Annotated in this window: 16 protein-coding genes; 4 read left to right on the top strand and 12 right to left on the bottom strand. The window is 67.6% G+C overall.

All coding sequences use genetic code 11. From position 1 onward, the window contains the following. Positions 1 to 111 precede the first annotated feature (111 nt). Positions 112 to 1,032: a LysR family transcriptional regulator gene (locus BSE24067_RS19185; protein WP_151064035.1), complete on the top strand. Its 921-nt coding sequence runs from the start codon at positions 112 to 114 to the stop codon at positions 1,030 to 1,032. Positions 1,033 to 1,190: 158 nt separating this feature from the next. On the opposite strand, the gene alaS is transcribed toward BSE24067_RS19185, so the two are convergent. After that, positions 1,191 to 3,815: an alanine--tRNA ligase gene (alaS, locus tag BSE24067_RS19180; RefSeq protein WP_151064034.1), complete on the bottom strand. Its 2,625-nt coding sequence runs from the start codon at positions 3,813 to 3,815 to the stop codon at positions 1,191 to 1,193. 313 nt (positions 3,816 to 4,128) lie between these two features. On the opposite strand from alaS, the gene BSE24067_RS19175 reads away from it, so the two are divergent. Then, entirely contained in the window at positions 4,129 to 5,349 is a 1,221-nt protein-coding gene (locus BSE24067_RS19175) for a CaiB/BaiF CoA transferase family protein (protein WP_151064032.1), read from the top strand. 51 nt (positions 5,350 to 5,400) lie between these two features. On the opposite strand, the gene BSE24067_RS19170 is transcribed toward BSE24067_RS19175, so the two are convergent. The 4 genes from BSE24067_RS19170 to BSE24067_RS19155 form a co-directional block, all read right to left on the bottom strand. Further along, on the bottom strand, positions 5,401 to 5,937 hold the full coding sequence (locus tag BSE24067_RS19170) for a hypothetical protein (RefSeq protein ID WP_151064031.1): 537 nt from the start codon (positions 5,935 to 5,937) through the stop codon (positions 5,401 to 5,403). Between the two features lie 41 nt (positions 5,938 to 5,978). Continuing rightward, a complete protein-coding gene (locus BSE24067_RS19165; protein ID WP_151064030.1) occupies positions 5,979 to 6,407 on the bottom strand; it encodes a L,D-transpeptidase in 429 nt (142 codons plus the stop codon). Between the two features lie 210 nt (positions 6,408 to 6,617). After that, positions 6,618 to 7,172 (bottom strand): RBBP9/YdeN family alpha/beta hydrolase, encoded by a 555-nt coding sequence (locus BSE24067_RS19160; RefSeq protein ID WP_151064029.1) that lies wholly within the window; start codon positions 7,170 to 7,172, stop codon positions 6,618 to 6,620. A 149-nt stretch (positions 7,173 to 7,321) separates the two neighbouring features. Beyond that, positions 7,322 to 7,531: an ornithine acetyltransferase gene (locus tag BSE24067_RS19155; RefSeq protein ID WP_006497729.1), complete on the bottom strand. Its 210-nt coding sequence runs from the start codon at positions 7,529 to 7,531 to the stop codon at positions 7,322 to 7,324. Positions 7,532 to 7,785: 254 nt separating this feature from the next. On the opposite strand from BSE24067_RS19155, the gene BSE24067_RS19150 reads away from it, so the two are divergent. After that, positions 7,786 to 9,495, top strand: a complete 1,710-nt coding sequence (locus tag BSE24067_RS19150; RefSeq protein WP_151064028.1) for a glutamine--tRNA ligase/YqeY domain fusion protein — start codon at positions 7,786 to 7,788, stop codon at positions 9,493 to 9,495. A gap of 102 nt (positions 9,496 to 9,597) precedes the next feature. Here the strand turns inward: BSE24067_RS19150 and BSE24067_RS19145 are convergent, their stop codons facing one another. The 3 genes from BSE24067_RS19145 to BSE24067_RS19135 form a co-directional block, all read right to left on the bottom strand. Next, positions 9,598 to 10,068, bottom strand: a complete 471-nt coding sequence (locus BSE24067_RS19145) for an NUDIX hydrolase (RefSeq protein ID WP_151064076.1) — start codon at positions 10,066 to 10,068, stop codon at positions 9,598 to 9,600. A gap of 11 nt (positions 10,069 to 10,079) precedes the next feature. Continuing rightward, positions 10,080 to 10,466: a hypothetical protein gene (locus BSE24067_RS19140; RefSeq protein WP_151064027.1), complete on the bottom strand. Its 387-nt coding sequence runs from the start codon at positions 10,464 to 10,466 to the stop codon at positions 10,080 to 10,082. 124 nt (positions 10,467 to 10,590) lie between these two features. Continuing rightward, positions 10,591 to 11,937: a cytochrome-c peroxidase gene (locus tag BSE24067_RS19135; RefSeq protein WP_151064026.1), complete on the bottom strand. Its 1,347-nt coding sequence runs from the start codon at positions 11,935 to 11,937 to the stop codon at positions 10,591 to 10,593. Between the two features lie 223 nt (positions 11,938 to 12,160). Between BSE24067_RS19135 and BSE24067_RS19130 the strand changes: the two genes are divergently transcribed. Further along, positions 12,161 to 13,747, top strand: coding sequence for an acid phosphatase (locus BSE24067_RS19130; protein WP_151064025.1), 1,587 nt, complete (start codon positions 12,161 to 12,163; stop codon positions 13,745 to 13,747). A gap of 117 nt (positions 13,748 to 13,864) precedes the next feature. Here the strand turns inward: BSE24067_RS19130 and BSE24067_RS19125 are convergent, their stop codons facing one another. Genes BSE24067_RS19125 through BSE24067_RS19110 form a run of 4 tightly spaced genes read right to left on the bottom strand, consistent with a single transcriptional unit; the run spans position 13,865 to position 17,432 of the window. Continuing rightward, a complete protein-coding gene (locus BSE24067_RS19125) occupies positions 13,865 to 15,340 on the bottom strand; it encodes an alginate export family protein (RefSeq protein WP_151064024.1) in 1,476 nt (491 codons plus the stop codon). Further along, positions 15,337 to 16,035, bottom strand: a complete 699-nt coding sequence (locus BSE24067_RS19120) for a YoaK family protein (protein WP_151064023.1) — start codon at positions 16,033 to 16,035, stop codon at positions 15,337 to 15,339. Before BSE24067_RS19120 ends, BSE24067_RS19125 begins: the two co-directional genes overlap by 4 nt. Then, positions 16,032 to 16,949 carry a VOC family protein gene (locus tag BSE24067_RS19115; protein ID WP_151064022.1) on the bottom strand — a complete coding sequence of 306 codons (918 nt, stop codon included), beginning with the start codon at positions 16,947 to 16,949 and terminating at the stop codon, positions 16,032 to 16,034. The genes BSE24067_RS19120 and BSE24067_RS19115 overlap by 4 nt, the downstream gene beginning before the upstream one ends. 36 nt (positions 16,950 to 16,985) lie before the next feature. Next, the gene (locus BSE24067_RS19110; protein ID WP_151064021.1) at positions 16,986 to 17,432 is read right to left on the bottom strand and encodes a DoxX family protein; all 447 of its coding nucleotides are present in this window, start codon (positions 17,430 to 17,432) and stop codon (positions 16,986 to 16,988) included. Position 17,433 lies beyond the last annotated feature (1 nt).

Here is a 17,433-nt window from a genome sequence, read left to right as displayed (position 1 = left end):
CGCGCGCGCTGCGCACCGGCCGAACGGGAGTCGGAATGCCTGTATCGTAGCTTGACCGACCGTTCTCGAAAAATGAATAATGAAGAATCCTTATATCTCACGGAGAGAACCATGGACCTGGCGGCGCTGGCGATTTTCCGGGCCGTCGTGCGCGAAAACGGCGTCACACGCGCGGCGGCCAAGCTCAATCGCGTGCAGTCGAACGTGACGACGCGCATCAAGCAGCTCGAGGAGGAGCTCGGCGCGGCGCTGTTCGTGCGCGACGGCCGCCGGCTCGTGCTGACGCCGGCCGGGCACACGCTGCTGCCGTACGCGGAGCGGCTGCTGGCGCTCGCCGACGAGGCGCGCGACGCGGTGCGCGAGGACACGCCGCGCGGCCGGTTGCGGCTCGGCACGATGGAGAGCACGGCCGCGAGCCGGCTGCCGGCCGTGCTCGCGCGCTATCACCATGCGTGGCCGGACGTGTCGCTGGAGCTCGTGACCGGCACGACCGGCTGGCTGATCGACCGCCTGCGCGACTTCGAGGTCGACGCGGCGCTGTTCGCACGCCCGCCCGCGCCGGACACGCTGCCCGACACGTTCGAAACGGTGCCGATCTACCGCGAGGAACTGGTGCTGCTGACCCCGCGCGGCCATCCGCCGGTGCGCACGCCGCGCGACGTGATCCTGCCGACGCTGATCGCGTTCGAGCGCGGCTGCACGTACCGGAAATACGTCGAGCAATGGTATGCGGCGTACGGGATGAAACCCGCGCGCGTGCTCGAACTCGGCTCATATCACGCGATCGTCGCGTGTGTCGCGGCCGGTGCGGGCATCGCGGTCGCGCCGCGTTCGGTGCTGGATCTGCAGCCGGAAACCGGCAACGTCGCGACCCACGCGATCGCCGAACTCGACGCGATCGACACGCTGCTCGCGTGGCGGCACGGTTATGCGTCGGCGGCGCTGGCCGCGCTGCGCGATGCGCTCGGCGAAGCCGCGCGGGAGACCGACGATGCGGCGAAAGCCGCGGCGCCGGTTTCGGTGTCGGCGTGAGTCGGCGTAAGTCGGCGGGCCGGGAGGCCGCCGGCGCGGGTTCACCGTTCGTGCCCGCCAAAAGAAACGACCTGACCGGCACGCGTGCCGATCAGGTCGTTTTTTCTTGCGATGGATGCGATGCGCTCAGCGCAAGCGCATCGCATCGGCCGTGACGATCAAAGACGTTCTTCGACCCAGCCCTTGACGCCCGCGAGCGCGCCCGGCAGGTTCGCCGGTTCAGTGCCGCCTGCCTGCGCCATGTCCGGACGGCCGCCGCCCTTGCCGCCGACTTGCTGCGCGACGAAGTTCACGAGCTCGCCGGCCTTGACCTTCTTGCTCGCGTCCGGCGTGACGCCCGCGATCAGGCTGACCTTGCCGCCTTCGACGGCCGCGAGCACGATCGCCGCGTTCTTCAGCTTGTCCTTCAGCTTGTCGACGGTTTCGCGCAGCGTCTTCGCGTCCGCGCCGTCGAGCGTCGCGGCCAGCACGTACACGCCGCCGACTTCGACGGCCTGCTGCGCGAGCTCGTCGCCCTGGCTCGATGCGAGCTTCGACTTCAGCGCGCCCAGTTCCTTCTCGAGGGACTTCACTTGCTCCTGCACCTGCGCGATGCGCTGCGTGAGCTCCGACGGCTGCGCCTTCAGCGCGGCCGCCGCTTCGTTCACGCGCGCGTCGAGTTCCTGCACGTAGCGCACCGCGTTGTCGCCGGTGATCGCCTCGACGCGGCGGATGCCGGCCGCGACGCCGCCTTCCATCACGATCTTGAACAGGCCGATGTCGCCGGTGCGGTGCACGTGCGTGCCGCCGCACAGTTCGCGCGAGAAGCCAAGGTCGAGCACGCGCACTTCATCGCCGTACTTCTCGCCGAACAGCGCCATCGCGCCGCCCTTCACCGCTTCGTCGTACGGCATCACGCGCACGATGCCCGGCGCGTTCGCGAGGATCTCGTCGTTGACGATCTGCTCGACGCGACGGATTTCGTCGTCGGTCATCGGCGCGTTGTGCGCGAAATCGAAGCGGGTCTTTTCCGCGTCGACGAGCGAGCCCTTCTGCTGCACGTGCGAGCCGAGCACTTCGCGCAGCGCCTTGTGCATCAGGTGGGTCGCCGAGTGGTTGCGCTGCGTGCGCGCGCGGCGGTGCGCGTCGATTTCCGCGCGCAGCACGTCGCCCACCTTCAGCGTGCCCTGCTCGAGCGTGCCGTGGTGGCCGATCACGTCGGCCTGCACCTTCAGCGTGTCGGCCACCGCGAAGCGCGTCGCGGCATTCGCGAGCACGCCCTGGTCGCCGACCTGACCGCCCGATTCCGCGTAGAACGGCGTGTGGTCGAGCACGACGACCGCATCCTGGCCGGCCTTCACTTCGTTGACGGCCGAACCGTCGACGTACAGCGCGACGACCTTCGCGTCGTCGAACGCGATTTCCTCGTAACCGTGGAACGTGGTCTTCGCGCCCGAGTATTCGAGGCCCTGCGTCGCCTTGAACTTGCCGGCCGCGCGCGCCTGCTCGCGCTGGCGCGCCATCGCGTCGTCGAACGCCGGCTCGTCGACCGTCATCCCGCGCTCGCGGCACACGTCGGCCGTGAGGTCGAGCGGGAAGCCGTACGTGTCGTGCAGCTTGAACGCGAGTTCGCCGTCGAGCACCTTGCCGCCCTTCGCTTCGACGTCGGCGAGCGCCGCTTCGAGGATCGACATCCCGTGCTCGATCGTTTCGAAGAAGCGCTCTTCTTCCTGGCGCAGCACGTCGGTCACGCGCTGCTCGGCTTCCTTTAGCTCCGGGTACGCCGCGCCCATCTCGGCGACGAGATCGGCCACCAGCTTGTGGAAGAACGAGCCCTTGCGGCCGAGCTTGTAGCCGTGGCGGATCGCGCGGCGCACGATCCGGCGCAGCACGTAGCCGCGGCCCTCGTTGCCGGGAATCACGCCGTCGACGATCAGGAACGAGCACGCGCGGATGTGATCGGCGATCACCTTCAGCGAGTTGTTCGTGAGGTCGCTGATCTCGGTCACGCGCGCGGCGGCCTTGATCAGGTTCTGGAACAGGTCGATCTCGTAGTTGCTGTGCACGTGCTGCAGCACCGCGGCGAGACGCTCGAGGCCCATGCCGGTGTCGACCGACTGCTTCGGCAGGCGCGTCATGTTGCCTTGCGCGTCGCGGTTGAACTGCATGAACACGAGGTTCCAGATCTCGATGTAGCGGTCGCCGTCTTCTTCAGGCGACCCCGGCGGGCCGCCCCACACGTCCGGGCCGTGGTCGTAGAAGATTTCGGTGCACGGGCCGCACGGGCCGGTGTCGCCCATCGTCCAGAAGTTGTCCGACGCGTAGCGCGCGCCCTTGTTGTCGCCGATCCGGATGATCCGCTCGGTCGGCACGCCGACTTCCTTCGCCCAGATGTCGTACGCCTCGTCGTCTTCCTGATAGACGGTGACCCACAGCTTTTCCTTCGGCAGCTTGTAGACTTCCGTCAGCAGTTCCCACGCGAAGCGGATCGCGTCGTGCTTGAAGTAGTCGCCGAACGAGAAGTTGCCGAGCATCTCGAAGAACGTGTGATGGCGCGCCGTGTAGCCGACGTTCTCGAGGTCGTTGTGCTTGCCGCCCGCGCGCACGCTGCGCTGTGCCGTCGTGGCGCGCGAGTATGGACGCTGGTCCGTGCCGAGGAACACGTCCTTGAACTGGACCATGCCCGAGTTCGTGAACATCAGCGTGGGGTCGTTACCGGGCACGAGGCTCGACGAGCGGACGATCGTGTGGCCCTTCGATTCGAAGAATTTGAGGAATTTCTCGCGGATTTCGGCAGCTTTCATGGCGTGCGGGGACGGTCTGGCTAAGACGGCTACAAACGCCGGCGGCCCTTGCGGGCGCTCGGCGGCAGGTTTCTGAAACGATCGATTATACGGGATAGATCCGGATGCGCGGCCGGCACGCCCGGGCGGCGCCGGTCCAGTTCGACTCGAGCCCGAATCCGGCCGCATCTGGCCTGCGTCGTGATCCTCTGCGAGGCCGGTCAGCGCAGGGCCGACCGCCGGGCCACCGCCGCGGCCGATTCGCCTTAAGATGCTCGGCATGCCAATCCGCCTTGCTCCGGCCGGGCGAGCCATGAAAGGAGACGATTCGACGATGGGTGCCCTGAGCCATATCCGCGTGCTGGACCTCACCCGCGTGCTCGCGGGCCCGTGGTGCGCGCAGACGCTTGCCGATTTCGGCGCGGACGTGATCAAGGTCGAGCGCCCCGGCGCCGGCGACGACACGCGCCACTGGGGGCCGCCGTACCTGAAGGACGCGGCCGGCGCCGATACGGCCGAGGCCGCGTACTACCTCGCGGCGAACCGGAACAAGCGTTCGGTGACGGTCGACATCGCGACGCCCGAGGGCCAGCAGATCGTGCGCGAACTCGCCGCGCAGAGCGACGTCGTGCTCGAGAACTACAAAGTCGGCCAGTTGAAGAAATACGGACTCGATTACGACTCGCTGCGCGCGGTGAAGCCGGACCTGATCTATTGCTCGGTCACGGGTTTCGGCCAGACCGGCCCGTACGCGCACCGCGCGGGCTACGACTTCATCGTGCAGGGGATCGGCGGCTTCATGAGCATCACCGGCGAGCGCGACAGCGAACCGGGCGGCGGCCCGCAGAAAGCCGGCGTCGCGATCGCCGATCTGGCGACCGGCCTCTATTCGACGATCGCGGTGCTCGCCGCGCTCGCGCACCGCGACCGCACGGGCGAAGGCCAGTACATCGACATGGCGCTGCTCGACGTGCAGGTCGCGCTGCTCGCGAACATGAACACCAACTTCCTCGCGAGCGGCAAGCCGCCGGTGCGCTGGGGCAACGCGCATCCGAACATCGTGCCGTACCAGACGTTCCAGACGAGCGACGGCTGGATCATCGTCGCGGTCGGCAACGACGGGCAGTTTCGCAAGTTCGTCGAAGCCGGCGGCCGCCCGGAACTGGCCGACGACGAACGGTTCGCGACCAATCCGTCGCGCGTGCGCCATCGCGACACGCTGGTGCCGATCCTCGCGGAGATGGTGAAGGCGCGCGACAAGGCCGACTGGATCGGCGCGCTCGAAGCGGCCGGCGTGCCGTGCGGGCCGATCAACGAACTCGACGAGGTGTTCGACAACGAGCAGGTGGTCGCGCGCGGAATGCAGGTGTCGCTGCCGCATCCGTGCGGCGCAGACGTGAAGCTCGTGCGCAATCCGATCCGGATGAGCGCGACGCCGCCCGATGCGCGCACCGCCCCGCCGCTGCTCGGCGCGCAGACGGAAGACGTGCTGCGCGACATGCTCGGCTACGACGCCGCGCGGATCGCGGCGTTGAAGGCGAAGCAGGCGATCTGAGCGACGCGGCGGCGCGGCGGCGGGCCGGAACGGGGGGCGGCCGCCGTCCGGTCAGCGCCAGGCCAGCGTATCGCAGCCGCCGGCCAGCGCCGCAAGCGCCGCGGGCAATGGCGAACGCACGACTGCCGCATAACCACCGTGCCCGACCGACAAACTGTCGACGGTGACGGCGACCGCGTCCGAATCCGCCGCGGCCAGAAAGACGAGCGACGGCGGCGGCTCCGACGCAATGCGATCACGGATGTCCAGCCGCCCGATCTGCCGTGGAAATTCACGCGCGAGGTCGGCCGGATTGAGCTGTCGTTGCGCGACGATCGTCGAAAGGGGCCCAAGATGCGCGGCCAGATCCGCCGACGCCACGCATTGCCGCGGGGCACGGCCGTCAGCATAAGTCACCTGCACGGCGAACCGCGCCGCGGGCTGTGAGCGCTGCGCGGTCAGTGTGAGCGCGGCGGTCGTATAGGTCAGCGACATCACCTCGTCGGGCAGCACGCTGAGCAAGTCGGTGCCGGGATCGATCCGTATGGGGCTGTCGGTCCAGTCGGCGAGGCTGCGCCAGCCGAAACCGGCGAGCAGACCGACCAGCATCGCCAGACACGGGATCGCGAATCGCGTTGCCGGTGCGCTCTTCACGATACCTGCACCACGGTTCCCATCGGAGCCCAGTCGTACAGTGTTTTCGCATCGGCCTCAGCCAGACGTACGCAGCCGTGCGATCCGAACCAGTCGCTGACGGTATTACGCGCCATTCTCACAAACGACAGTGGCATCGGCCCGTGGTACTGGTGAAGCGCTTTGCCGTCTCCCGTGAAGAACATCGCGTAATCCATTTGCACGTTATAGGCACGACTGCGATAGGTTGGGCATTTCCGCATGATGCGGAAGGCACCACGATCGGTCGGATGCTCACTGTCTCCCGTCACACAATCGAAGCGGAACACCCTTGCTGCCCCCTCAAACGCCTCCACGCTCTGACTCGATAGATCGACGACGATTCGTTTCGCCGCCGACGATTTCTTTCCGCCGACCCGCTGATTCCGCCTTGCGCCGCTCGACATGGCCCCTCCTTCCGATCGAATTGAATAGACCGTCACGTTACCGGCCGGCCGATCACAAAGTCATGGGGTTCGTCACACAATGCAGCCGGTTGCGCGTCGCGCCCACGACAATCGTACGGGCAGCAAGGCTCACAGCGCGCCGCGACGCATCGCATGAAATTCGCGCTTGGTTAAAAAACGTGTCCGGATGCGATGACCCACGTCCGCCGGTCAGTCCGTCGTCCCCATCGCGTCGAGCCAGCCGCGCGCTTGCGGCCACTCGCCGAGCCCGCTGTCCGCGTTGATGTGGCCGCGCGGGCCGATATCGTGGAAGGCGCTGCCCCATGCCCGCGCGCACCCGCGCGCGAACGCGAGCGAGCCGTACGGATCGTCGCTGCTCGCGACCACGCAGGTAGGAAACGGCAGCCGCTCGTACGGCACTGGCCCGAAGCCGTGTGCGTCGGCGGGAAACGCCGGCCCGGCCGGGTCAGGCAATGCGACGAGCAGCGCGCCGCGCACTTTCTCGAGCGCGGCAGGCCGCGCATAGCGGGTCGCCCACCATGCGGCGGTCAGCGTGCCGAGGCTGTGCGCGGCGATCGTCACGGACCCCGGCGCGGCTTCGACCGCCCGGTCGAGCGCGAGACACCAGCCGTTGCGGAACGCGCGGTCCCAGTCGGGCATCGCGATCCGCACGAAACGCGGATCGGCCCGCTCCCAGCGGCTTTGCCAGTGGAGCGGGCCGGAGTTGCCGTAACCCGGCAGCACGAAAACGAGAGCATCGTTCATGAAGGATTCGTCGACGAAGAATGTCGTTATATGACGTCGACGAAGTGTCGCACACCCGCTCCTCCCTGATGCTGCCTGTCGAATCGCGGAATGGATGTGCGGTGAATCAACGGGTCGCGACGGCCGGCGCGCATGCGCGCCGGCTGCGATCAGCGCACGCCTGCGCCGACCAGGCCGCCGGCCGCCGCGCCGGCCACCGTGCCGACCGGGCCGCCCGTGATCAGATAGCCGAGCGCGCCGCCCGCGGCCGCGCCGATACCGGCATTGCGCTGCGTATGCGTCATCGCGCATGCGCCGAGTTGCGACAGGGCCGCGACGATCACCGCGGTACGAACGAGAAAGGTGGTCTTCTTCATCATGATTGTTGGCGTCCTCCCGCCACGCACAATCGTGAATGGCGGCATTGAATCGGTAAGGCCATCATAGGAAAAGCCGAATGCGACGGGCAATCCGATTTACGTCGTGTTACAGCCGACACAATATCGAGATATTGCGGCGGACTGCGCGGCGCGCCGGCGCCGCCGTGCCGCGACCCGCGCGGTACCGACCCCGGTCAGGTAGAATTACGGGATTAAACCGGCGCGACGCGCCGACACAACCTGACGCCAACCGCATGAGCACCGAACGCAACGACGCCCCCGCGGCTTCCAACTTCATCCGCAACATCATCGACGACGACAACCGCACCGGCAAATGGGGCGGCCGCGTCGAGACGCGCTTCCCGCCCGAGCCGAACGGCTATCTGCACATCGGGCACGCGAAGAGCATCTGCCTGAACTTCAGCGTCGCGCGCGACTACGGCGGCGTGTGCCACCTGCGCTTCGACGACACGAACCCGGAAAAGGAAAGCATCGAGTACGTCGACTCGATCGTCGACTCGGTGCGCTGGCTCGGCTTCGACTGGCGCAAGGATGCAGTCGATCACCAGTACTTCGCGAGCGACTACTACGACAAGCTCTATGAATTCGCGGAACTGCTGATCCAGCGCGGCAAGGCGTACGTCGACAGCCAGAGCGCGGAAGAGATGCGCGCGAACCGCGGCTCGCTGACCGAAGGCGGCAAGCCGTCGCCGTTCCGCGACCGTTCGCCCGAAGAAAACCTCGACCTGTTCCGCCGGATGAAGGCCGGCGAGTTCAACGAAGGCGAGCACGTGCTGCGCGCGAAGATCGACATGGCGTCGCCGAACATGAACATGCGCGACCCGGTCATCTACCGGATCCGCTACGCGCACCACTATCGCACCGGCGACGCGTGGTGCGTGTATCCGATGTACGACTACACGCACTGCATCTCCGACGCGCTCGAAGGCATCACGCACTCGCTGTGCACGCTCGAGTTCGAGGATCACCGCCCGCTGTACGACTGGGTGCTGAACGAGCTCGCGGAAGCCGGCGTGTTCACGCGGCCGCTGCCGCAGCAGATCGAATTCTCGCGGCTGAATCTCACGTACGCGATCACGAGCAAGCGCAAGCTGCTGCAGCTCGTCACCGAGGGCCACGTCGACGGCTGGGACGACCCGCGGATGCCGACGATCGTCGGCATCCGCCGCCGCGGGTTCACGCCGGAGAGCATCCATCTGTTCTGCGAGCGGATCGGCGTGACGAAGGTCGATTCGTGGATCGACATGAGCGTGTTCGAAGGCGCGCTGCGCGACGATCTCGACGACAAGGCCGCGCGTACGGTCGCGGTGCTCGATCCGCTGAAGCTCGTGATCGACAACTATCCGGAAGACCTCGAGGAAGCGTGCACGGCGCCCGTGCATCCGCATCACCCGGACCGCGGCGTGCGCACGTTCCCGATCTCGCGCGAGCTGTGGATCGAGCGCGACGACTTCGTCGAGAACCCGCCGAAGGGTTATTTCCGGCTGTTCCCGGGCAACAAGGTGCGCCTGCGCTACGGCTACGTGATCGAGTGCACGGGCTTCGACAAGGACGCCGACGGCAACGTGACGGCCGTGCACTGCAACTACTTCCCGGACAGCAAGTCGGGCACCGAAGGCGCGAACAACTACAAGGTCAAGGGCAACATCCACTGGGTCAGCGCGAAGCATGCGCAGGCGGCCGAAGTACGGATCTACGACCGGCTGTTCAAGGAGCCGCACCCGGACGCGGGCGGCGCGAACTTCCTCGACGCGCTGAACCCGGACTCGAAGAAGATCACGCAGGCCTTCGTCGAACCGGGCGCCGGCGACGTCGCACCGGAAACGCGCCTGCAATTCGAGCGTCACGGCTATTTCGTCGCGGATCGTGTCGATTCGAAGCCGGGCAAGCCGGTGTTCAACCGGATCGTCGGCCTGCGCGACAGCTGGGGCAAGCCGGCCTGACGGCCCGCCGTCGCACGACGAAAAAAAACCGACCCGCACGGGTCGGTTTTTTTATTGCCTGTTGGAGGCCCGAGGCGCAAAACCGATGCGGGCCGCGCGCGCTCACGCGCGCGTCAAACGCCGATGCAGATCCGCGAGCGGCAGCGTCGTGCGAAACAGCCGCGCGAGGCTGCGGCTCGCATACGTATCGACGTCGGCCGGCGCCGTCCAGCGATACGCGTCCATCTCGGGAATCAGCGAGCCGTCGCGGCGGCTCGGGAACAGCGACGTGCACGTGCAGTGCGCGAGATCGATCTCGTCGTCCGCGACCTGCACCGCGAACAGGTGCAGGTCCTTGTCGTGACGGTACGCGAAGCGGCCAAGATCGAGCAGCCGCGCGGCATCCAGCTCGATGCCGGTTTCCTCGCGCAGCTCGCGCAACGCCGCTTCGGCCGGCGTCTCGCCGGGCTCGCCCTGCCCCTTCGGGATGTCCCAGTGCGTGGTGTCCGTCGCATGCGCGAGGAACACGCGGCCGGCGCCGTCGAGCATCACGACGCCGCACGACACCGTGCGCGGCGCACCGCTGCGCTTCATCGCACGCGTGCTCAGCGCTTCTGCAACTGCCACTTGCCCGCGGCGGTCTTGCAGAACACCGGCTTGAGCGTCATCGTCTGGCCCTTCGCGGCGATCTCGGTCGCGATCTCGCGGCAGGTCTTGCCGTCGCTCTCGGACGTCGACGGCGTGAGCTTCGCGTCGATCTGCGTGCCGCGGCCGCTGCTCTGCCACGTCGTGGTCTCGCCGTCCTTGCCCTCGTCGCGCGCCTGCGCGACGGCCTTCGTCAGCGACGCGCGATCGGCCTTGCTGAAATAGGTCAGCGGCGTGTCGTTCAGGAAGCCCAGGTTGCTTTGCGCGTGAGCGGACAGCATCGCGGCTGCGCACGCGGCGCCGGCCAGCACGCGCGTGACGATGGAAAGGGATGCACGCATCGACATGTTTTTCTCCTTGGATGTTCGATCGAACGGCGCGGTGCATGCCGGCGAACCGGCGGCCGGCACGCCGGCACGCGCCACGCCCGTCAGCGAGCGAGCATAGCATGCGTGCCGCAACGGCCGGGCGCTAGCGCGCGGCCGACGTAGCCGCCGGTTGATATCCGTCGGTCAGCGTGTTCAGGAACGCGATCACGTCCTTGATCTCGGCCGCGTTCAATGCCGGCGCATCGCCGCGCTTGCGGTCGAACGGCGGCTCGCGGTTGATGTTCGGCCAGTAGCGCTTCGGCAAATCGTCGTAGATCTGCACTTTGCCGTGCACGACCGGATAGAACTTCTCCGGATGGATGTCGCGCTCGACGTAGAAGCGCATCACGTCCTCGAGCGAGTGATACACGCCGTTGTGGAAGAACGTCTTGCGTAGCGCGACGTTGCGCAGCGACGGCGTGCGGAACAGTCCGCAGAATTCGTCGCGGCCCGTCAGGTCGGTGCGCTCGGGCCCGCACGCGCCGAGATCGTAAAAGCGCGGATCGCGATTGACCGGCAGCGCGCGATTGCGCGGCACCGCGATCGCGATCAGCCCGAAATCGCTGAACTGCGGCGGGCCGCCCTCGAGCGTGCGCTGGCTCACGTGGCAGCTCGCGCAGTTGCCCTTCTTCTCGTCGTTGAACAGTTGCAGCCCGTGCAACTCGGCCGGCGTGAGCTGCGCACGGCCGGCCAGATACGCGTCGTATTTGCTCGTGTACGGATCGAACAGCGCCGGCTGCTGCTGGAATGCGTCGAGCGCGCGCAGCACCGCGTTGAACGTCGCCTGGTCGTCGGCCAGGACCTGATCGCCGAACGCGTTGCGGAACGCGTTCGCATACGGCGCCGCGCGAACGGCCTTCGCAACCCGTGCCGGCGAACTGCTCATCTCGAACGGCGACGTGAGCGGAATGCGCGCCTGTGCATCGCGCGTATCGACGCGGCCGTCCCAGGTCAGGCCGCCGGTCGGCCCGGCGTCGATGCTTTCGTCGCCTTCGTCCGGCGAATCGTGGAAGTGCTCGCTGAACGGCGGAATGCCGCGCAGATACTTCAGCGACGGTACCGCGCGAAAACCGGTACGTCGCATGTCGTCGCCGCCGAGCTGCACCGACAGCGCGTTTGGCGGGCCGAACGCATGCTCGGCGCTGTGGCACGACGCGCATGCGAGCTTGCCGGACCCGGACAGCGACGGATCGAAGAACAGCTGCTTGCCGAGTGCCGTCATCTGCTTCACGCCTTCGAACACCTGCGCGCGCGTCTGCGGCTGGCTGGCCGGTGCGACCGCCGGGGCAGCGGGCGCGGCCTGCGCCGCCGGCACGACGGACGCGACCGGCGCATTCGCGCCGGGCTGCGCATCGCAGCCGGCAAGCGCCGCGAGTCCGCCCGCAAGTGCCAGCGTGGCCGCGGGAATCAGCGTTCGCGCGGACGCGAAGGATGTCAGAAGGCTGTGCATCGTCGTTCTTCTTGTAGCGGTGGGCGATCGGCCGGAGCTTATGTCAGTTCCGTGACCGTTCAATGACGTTCCACCGACAGTCAATTGAAAGCGCCCCTACACCCCGCTGTCAAATCGGTTCCAGATAATGCGCGCAGCCGGGCGGGATCGCGAGGTTCGCGTGCCGGCCCTTCCGCCATCCGGTTCCCACACGCGACCAACGACGAATGAGAGAGAACATCGCATGAAGAAGCACGCCTGGATTCGCTACACGCCGCTCGCCTTCGCGGCCGCGCTGAGCCTGACCGCCTGCGGCGGCGACGACGTCACGCAGCAGGGCCTGTCGGCCGTCAAGAACGTCGTCGTGATCTACGCGGAAAACCGCAGCTTCGACAACCTGTACGGCAACTTCCCGGGCGCGAACGGCCTGCAGAACGCGACGGCTGCGAACTCCGTGCAGAAGGATCGCGACGGCTCGACGATGGCGACGCTGCCGAAGATCTGGGGCGGCCTGACCGCGACCGGCATCACGCCGGCGGTGACCGAGGCGATGACGGCGAACCTGCCGAACGCGCCGTTCGCGATCGACGACCCGAACGGTTTCAACCAGCCGATGAGCATCGCGACGCGCGACGTCGTGCACCGCTTCTATCAGGACCAGATGCAGATCGACGGCGGCAAGAACGACATGTACGCCGCGTGGACCGATGCGGGCGGCCTGACGATGGGCCACTACACGCCGGATCCGTCGAAGCTGCCGCTGTGGAAGATCGCGCAGCAGTACGTGCTCGCCGACAACTTCTTCATGGGCGCGTTCGGCGGTTCGTTCCTGAACCACCAGTACCTGATCTGCGCGTGCGCACCGTACTATCCGAACGCCGACAAGAGCCCGGCAGCCGGCAAGATCGCCGTGCTGAACGCCGACGGCAAGTCGCTGAAGGTCGCGGCGAACTCGCCGGCCTCCGCGCTCAGCGGCCCGCCGAAGTTCGTCAACGACGGCGCGCTCACGCCCGACTTCTACGGTGTCAACACGATGCAGCCGGCGTACCAGCCGAGCGGCAACAAGGCGGCCGCCGGCGGCGACCCGCTGCTCGCCGACCCGGCCAATCCGTCCACGATGCCGCCGCAGACAGCCACCAACATCGGCGACCTGATGACCAACGCGGGCGTGTCGTGGGCGTGGTATGCCGGCGCGTGGGGCCAGGCGCTGCAGGCGAGCCAGAACGGCACGTCGAACGTGATCTACGGCGCCGATCTGTCGGCGCCGAACTTCCAGCCGCATCACCAGCCGTTCAACTACTTCGCGAACCAGGCGCCGGGCACCGCGAGCCGCGCGCAGCATCTGCTCGACGGCGGCACGAACGGCGCCGAGTTCATCAAGGCGATCGATGCGGGCACGCTGCCGCAGGTCACGTTCTACAAGCCGCAAGGCAACCTGAACGAGCACCCGGGCTACACGGACGTCACCTCCGGCGACCAGCACATCGCCGACGTGATCGCGCACCTGCAGGCCAGCCCGCAGTGGAAGAACATGGTCGTGATCGTCACGTACGACGAAAACGGCGGCTTCTGGGATCATGCTTCGCCGCCGAACGCCGATCGCTGGGGCCCCGGCACGCGCATTCCGGCGCTGATCGTGTCGCCGTTCGCGAAGAAGGGCTTCGTCGACCACACGCAGTACGACACGGGTTCGATCCTGCGCTTCATCACGCGCCGCTTCTCGCTGCCGCGCCTGCCCGGCCTGCAGCAGCGCGACGACGCGCTGAAGGCGAACGGCGCGCAGCCGATGGGCGACCTGACGAACGCGCTCGCGCTGTCGCCGAACCTGTAATCGCATCATCGTCATCGTCGCGAACGGGCCGACAATGCCGTCGGCCCGGACGAACGAAGGGCAGCCCCGCGGGGGCTGCCCTTTTTCATGCCGCGTGCGGTGCGCCGCCCGCCGCCGTCACCACCCGTACTTCAGCTCGACGCCGACGTAGTCCGCGTTGTGCCCGCCTGCCTGCCGGATCGCGTCGCCGACCTGGAAGTGCACGGCCTCGACCGCGCCGATCAGGTTCGCGGCGATCGTCCAGTCCGCGCGCAACTGCACGTACATGCCCGTCCACAGGCCGCCCTTGCCCGCGGTGCCCGGCACCGCGACGTTCGGCTGCTGATAGACGGCGTCGCCCGTCGTCTCGCGCCATTGGAAGCCGAGCGCACCGAGCAGCGACAGGTTCGGCGACGGCTTCAGCGTCACCGACGGCTTCACGTGAATCAGGTTCGCGTAGCTCGTATAGCCCGCGAGCGTGAAGTAGTAGCCGTTCGGAAACAGCGGATTGAAGGTACCGACGCGGCCGTCGTGCGGATGCCGGTCGCCCGACGCGGCGTCGACCTGCAGCGCGATGCGCGGCGACCACGGCGCATCGAGCCTGTAACCCGCGATCGAGCCGACGGCCCACGCGCCGATCGTCGCGTTGCCTAACGTGCCGGTCTGCAGCATCGTTTCGAGATCCCAGTCGAAACGGCCGTGCGTGCCCGTGTAGCGAACGTCCCACACGTCGCGATGCTCGGGACCGCTCGCATCGAGAAACCGCGCGCGGCTGCGGTTGTAGCGCGACCAGTAGCCGGACAGGTCGCCCGGCCCGACCGACTGCCGCTCGAAGCGCACGCCGCTGAACGTGAGATCGCGATTCGACACGTCGTCGAAATCGGACGCGTTGCGGTTCTGCACCGGTTGCGTCGCGTAGCCGATGAAGCGCCACTTGCCGTATTCGTAGTCGGCCCACACCGCATCGAACGCCTGGCGCACGTTCGGGCCGTCACGCGCGGCGATGAAGCGTTGCAGGTCGAACGCCATCTCCTGCCGCCCGACGCGGAACTTGAACGTGCCGCCGCCGAGCGCGCCCGTGTAGGTCGCGAATGCCTGCTCGAGATCGAGCGGGTTCTTGTCGACGGGCGACACGGTATTCTTGCCGAATGCGCGCGCATCCTGCAATTGCACGAAGAATTGCCAGTGCCGGCCGAGGTGCGCGTCGGCATGCACCTCGACGCGCTGGATCACGTACGTATCCGATTGCGCCGAGCCGATGCCGAACAGCGGTGCGTCGTTGATCTCCAGGCGCTCGCGCAGGTTCACGCCGAGCGACAGATAGGAAGCCGAATCGTTGCCGAGCGGAATGTATTTCAACCCGTCGAGCGGCGCGCGCGGCACGCACGGATTCGCGAGCACCGACCAGTCTTCCTGCCAGCGGTTGAACAGCACCGTCGGGCGTTTGGCCGTGCACGTGGAGGTGGCGGCGGGCGCGGATGCCGAAGCCGATGCGGCCGCCGTTTGCGACAACGCTGCGTCGGCGCCCGCGAACAGCAGCCCGGCGACGATCGATACGCGTGCGGCCCGCTCGAAGCGGCCCGCGCTGCGCCGCCCCCGCCCGATTCCGGTCATGCGCGCTCCTGCGTGGCGGTTGCGGCCGCCTGCGCCGCACACAGCGCAAGCGCCGCGAGCGCGCCGGCCGGCACGAGCAACGCGAGAAACCCGACATACCGGAACCCGAGCGCCCCGCACGCGGCGCCCAGCGCGAACGCGGCGATCGCCGGCAGCATCTTGCCGAAGCGCGCCCGCGCGGCTGTACGCGCGCTGTCGGCCGTACCCGGCGACAGCATGTCGACGACGTCGAGAATCGCCTGCGTCACGTTGCCGGTCATCACCGTGTTCGGCACGCCGCCCGCGCGCGCGATCACGCGCGGATGCGCGTTCTGCACGCCCATCGCGAACGTGCCGACGATGCCGGCCACGAGCGCGGGCAGGCTGTCGGGATGCGCGACGGGCGTCGCCCACACGCCGGCCGCGCAGAAACCGAGCAGCAGCACGGCCTGCACCGTGTGCAGCACGCGCGTGCCCTGCCATGCGGGCCGGCCGGACATCGACCGCGCGATCAGGCTCGCGGCGATCACGCCGCCCACGAACGCGGGAAACACGCTCAACTTCAGCACGACGCCCTGACCGAAGCCCGCTATGCCCGCGCCGATCAGCACGAAGTTGCCCGTCACGTGCGCGGTGAACAGCCCGAACAGCGCGACGAAGCTCAGCGTGTCGACGAAGCCGGCGACCGCGGCAAGAATCGTGTCCTCGTGCTTCATCGCGCGATGCTCGCGTGGATCTCGGCGACGTAGCCGCCCGGGAACTGCACGAGCGCCGCGTCGCGGCCGTCCGACGCGAACGGAGGCACGAGCACGGTCACGCCGGCCGCTTCGGCCTGCTTCAGCGTCGCGCCGAGGTCGGCCACTTCGTAGCCGGTCATCTCGCGGCCGAACGGATACGGCAGATGGCCGTCCGTCACGAACACCGTCATCCTGCCGAAGCCCGATTCGATCCGGATCCGCCGGTACGTGTCGTTCGGCCGGCCGATCTCGATGCCCGGCGCATGACGCACGTCGGACACGATCTTCCCGTGCGAGAACGCGACGAAGTTGCGCGCGAGCGCATCCGCGCGCTCCGGCGACACGTATACGCGATTCTCCGGCACCGTCTGAAGCGCGTCGTAGTTCGGCGCTTGCGTGTGCCAGTACAACTGCATGTTCACGCCGCCCGGCCAGCTGACGATCGCGTCGCGCCCGATCGGATCGGGGAACGTGTCGACGATCACGTCGGCACCGTGTGCGCGCGCCGACTTCACCGCGGCGTCCATGTCGGTGACGAGATAGCCGGTGCGCTCCGCGCAGAACGGATACGGAATCGGCGTCTTGAAGCCGAACACCGAGATCGTGCCGACCGGCGTCAGCACGAGCTGCGACATCGTCTGGCTCGGTGTCGGCGTGACCTGGAACACGCCCTGCTTCGACTTCTTGCCGCCGAACGTCGCGACGAAACTGTCGGTGAAGCGGTCGAAGTCTTCCGGCGCGACGCACACGTGCGTCGTGTCGTATTGCGGGCCGACCGCGACCGCGGGCGTCGCGATGGCCTTCGCGATCGGCGATTTCGGGTACGCGGCCGGCGCGACCGCCAAGCCGCCCGCGAGCATCGCGGCGATCAGCACGGAACGAATGGATTTCATGACAGGATTCCTTGTTTTATTGGACGGCCCAATGCATCAGTCGTGGCCAGCATCGGCCGGTTGCCGCGCATCGTCGAGCACGGTCGCGAGCACGAGTGCCGCGATCAGCCCGAGATGTTCGAAAAAGCTGTTCAGCGCGACGAAATGCTCGATGCCCGAACGGTTCCAGAAATCGTTCGCCACGATCATCGCGACGAGCGTCAGCATGCCGAGACTGCCGGCGCCGAGCCACGTGAAGCGGCGAAACACCACGCACAGCGAGCCGGCGATCTCGACCGCGATCGCCAGCGCTGCCCACAGCGCCGCCGGATGCAGGCCGAAGTGCGCCTGTTCGGCGACCGCGCCGTTGAAATCGAGCGCCTTTGCGACGCCGCCGAGCAGATAGGCTGACACCAAGGCAAGCCGCACGAGCGACAGAACCCCCGGCTGCGACAGCAGCGCGCGGACCCATGCCGGCGTGCCGTAAACGGTGCGCGTCGTCATG

It is taken from the genome of Burkholderia latens (assembly GCF_902499045.1).
In the GTDB taxonomy this organism is placed as follows: Bacteria; Pseudomonadota; Gammaproteobacteria; order Burkholderiales; family Burkholderiaceae; genus Burkholderia; species Burkholderia latens.
The sequence above is the reverse complement of the archived record's forward strand: the minus strand, read 5'-3'. Positions and strand labels throughout refer to the sequence as shown.

Coding starts and splice junctions, on each gene's coding strand:
- BSE24067_RS19150 (WP_151064028.1), top strand. CDS start 7,786: ATGAGCACCGAACGCAACGACGCCCCCGCGGCTTCCAACTTCATCCGC.
- BSE24067_RS19155 (WP_006497729.1), bottom strand. CDS start 7,531: ATGATGAAGAAGACCACCTTTCTCGTTCGTACCGCGGTGATCGTCGCG.
- BSE24067_RS19165 (WP_151064030.1), bottom strand. CDS start 6,407: ATGTCGAGCGGCGCAAGGCGGAATCAGCGGGTCGGCGGAAAGAAATCG.
- BSE24067_RS19145 (WP_151064076.1), bottom strand. CDS start 10,068: ATGAAGCGCAGCGGTGCGCCGCGCACGGTGTCGTGCGGCGTCGTGATG.
- BSE24067_RS19175 (WP_151064032.1), top strand. CDS start 4,129: ATGGGTGCCCTGAGCCATATCCGCGTGCTGGACCTCACCCGCGTGCTC.
- BSE24067_RS19170 (WP_151064031.1), bottom strand. CDS start 5,937: ATGCTGGTCGGTCTGCTCGCCGGTTTCGGCTGGCGCAGCCTCGCCGAC.
- BSE24067_RS19185 (WP_151064035.1), top strand. CDS start 112: ATGGACCTGGCGGCGCTGGCGATTTTCCGGGCCGTCGTGCGCGAAAAC.
- BSE24067_RS19110 (WP_151064021.1), bottom strand. CDS start 17,432: ATGACGACGCGCACCGTTTACGGCACGCCGGCATGGGTCCGCGCGCTG.
- BSE24067_RS19140 (WP_151064027.1), bottom strand. CDS start 10,466: ATGTCGATGCGTGCATCCCTTTCCATCGTCACGCGCGTGCTGGCCGGC.
- BSE24067_RS19160 (WP_151064029.1), bottom strand. CDS start 7,172: ATGAACGATGCTCTCGTTTTCGTGCTGCCGGGTTACGGCAACTCCGGC.
- BSE24067_RS19120 (WP_151064023.1), bottom strand. CDS start 16,035: ATGAAGCACGAGGACACGATTCTTGCCGCGGTCGCCGGCTTCGTCGAC.
- BSE24067_RS19130 (WP_151064025.1), top strand. CDS start 12,161: ATGAAGAAGCACGCCTGGATTCGCTACACGCCGCTCGCCTTCGCGGCC.
- alaS (WP_151064034.1), bottom strand. CDS start 3,815: ATGAAAGCTGCCGAAATCCGCGAGAAATTCCTCAAATTCTTCGAATCG.
- BSE24067_RS19125 (WP_151064024.1), bottom strand. CDS start 15,340: ATGACCGGAATCGGGCGGGGGCGGCGCAGCGCGGGCCGCTTCGAGCGG.
- BSE24067_RS19135 (WP_151064026.1), bottom strand. CDS start 11,937: ATGCACAGCCTTCTGACATCCTTCGCGTCCGCGCGAACGCTGATTCCC.
- BSE24067_RS19115 (WP_151064022.1), bottom strand. CDS start 16,949: ATGAAATCCATTCGTTCCGTGCTGATCGCCGCGATGCTCGCGGGCGGC.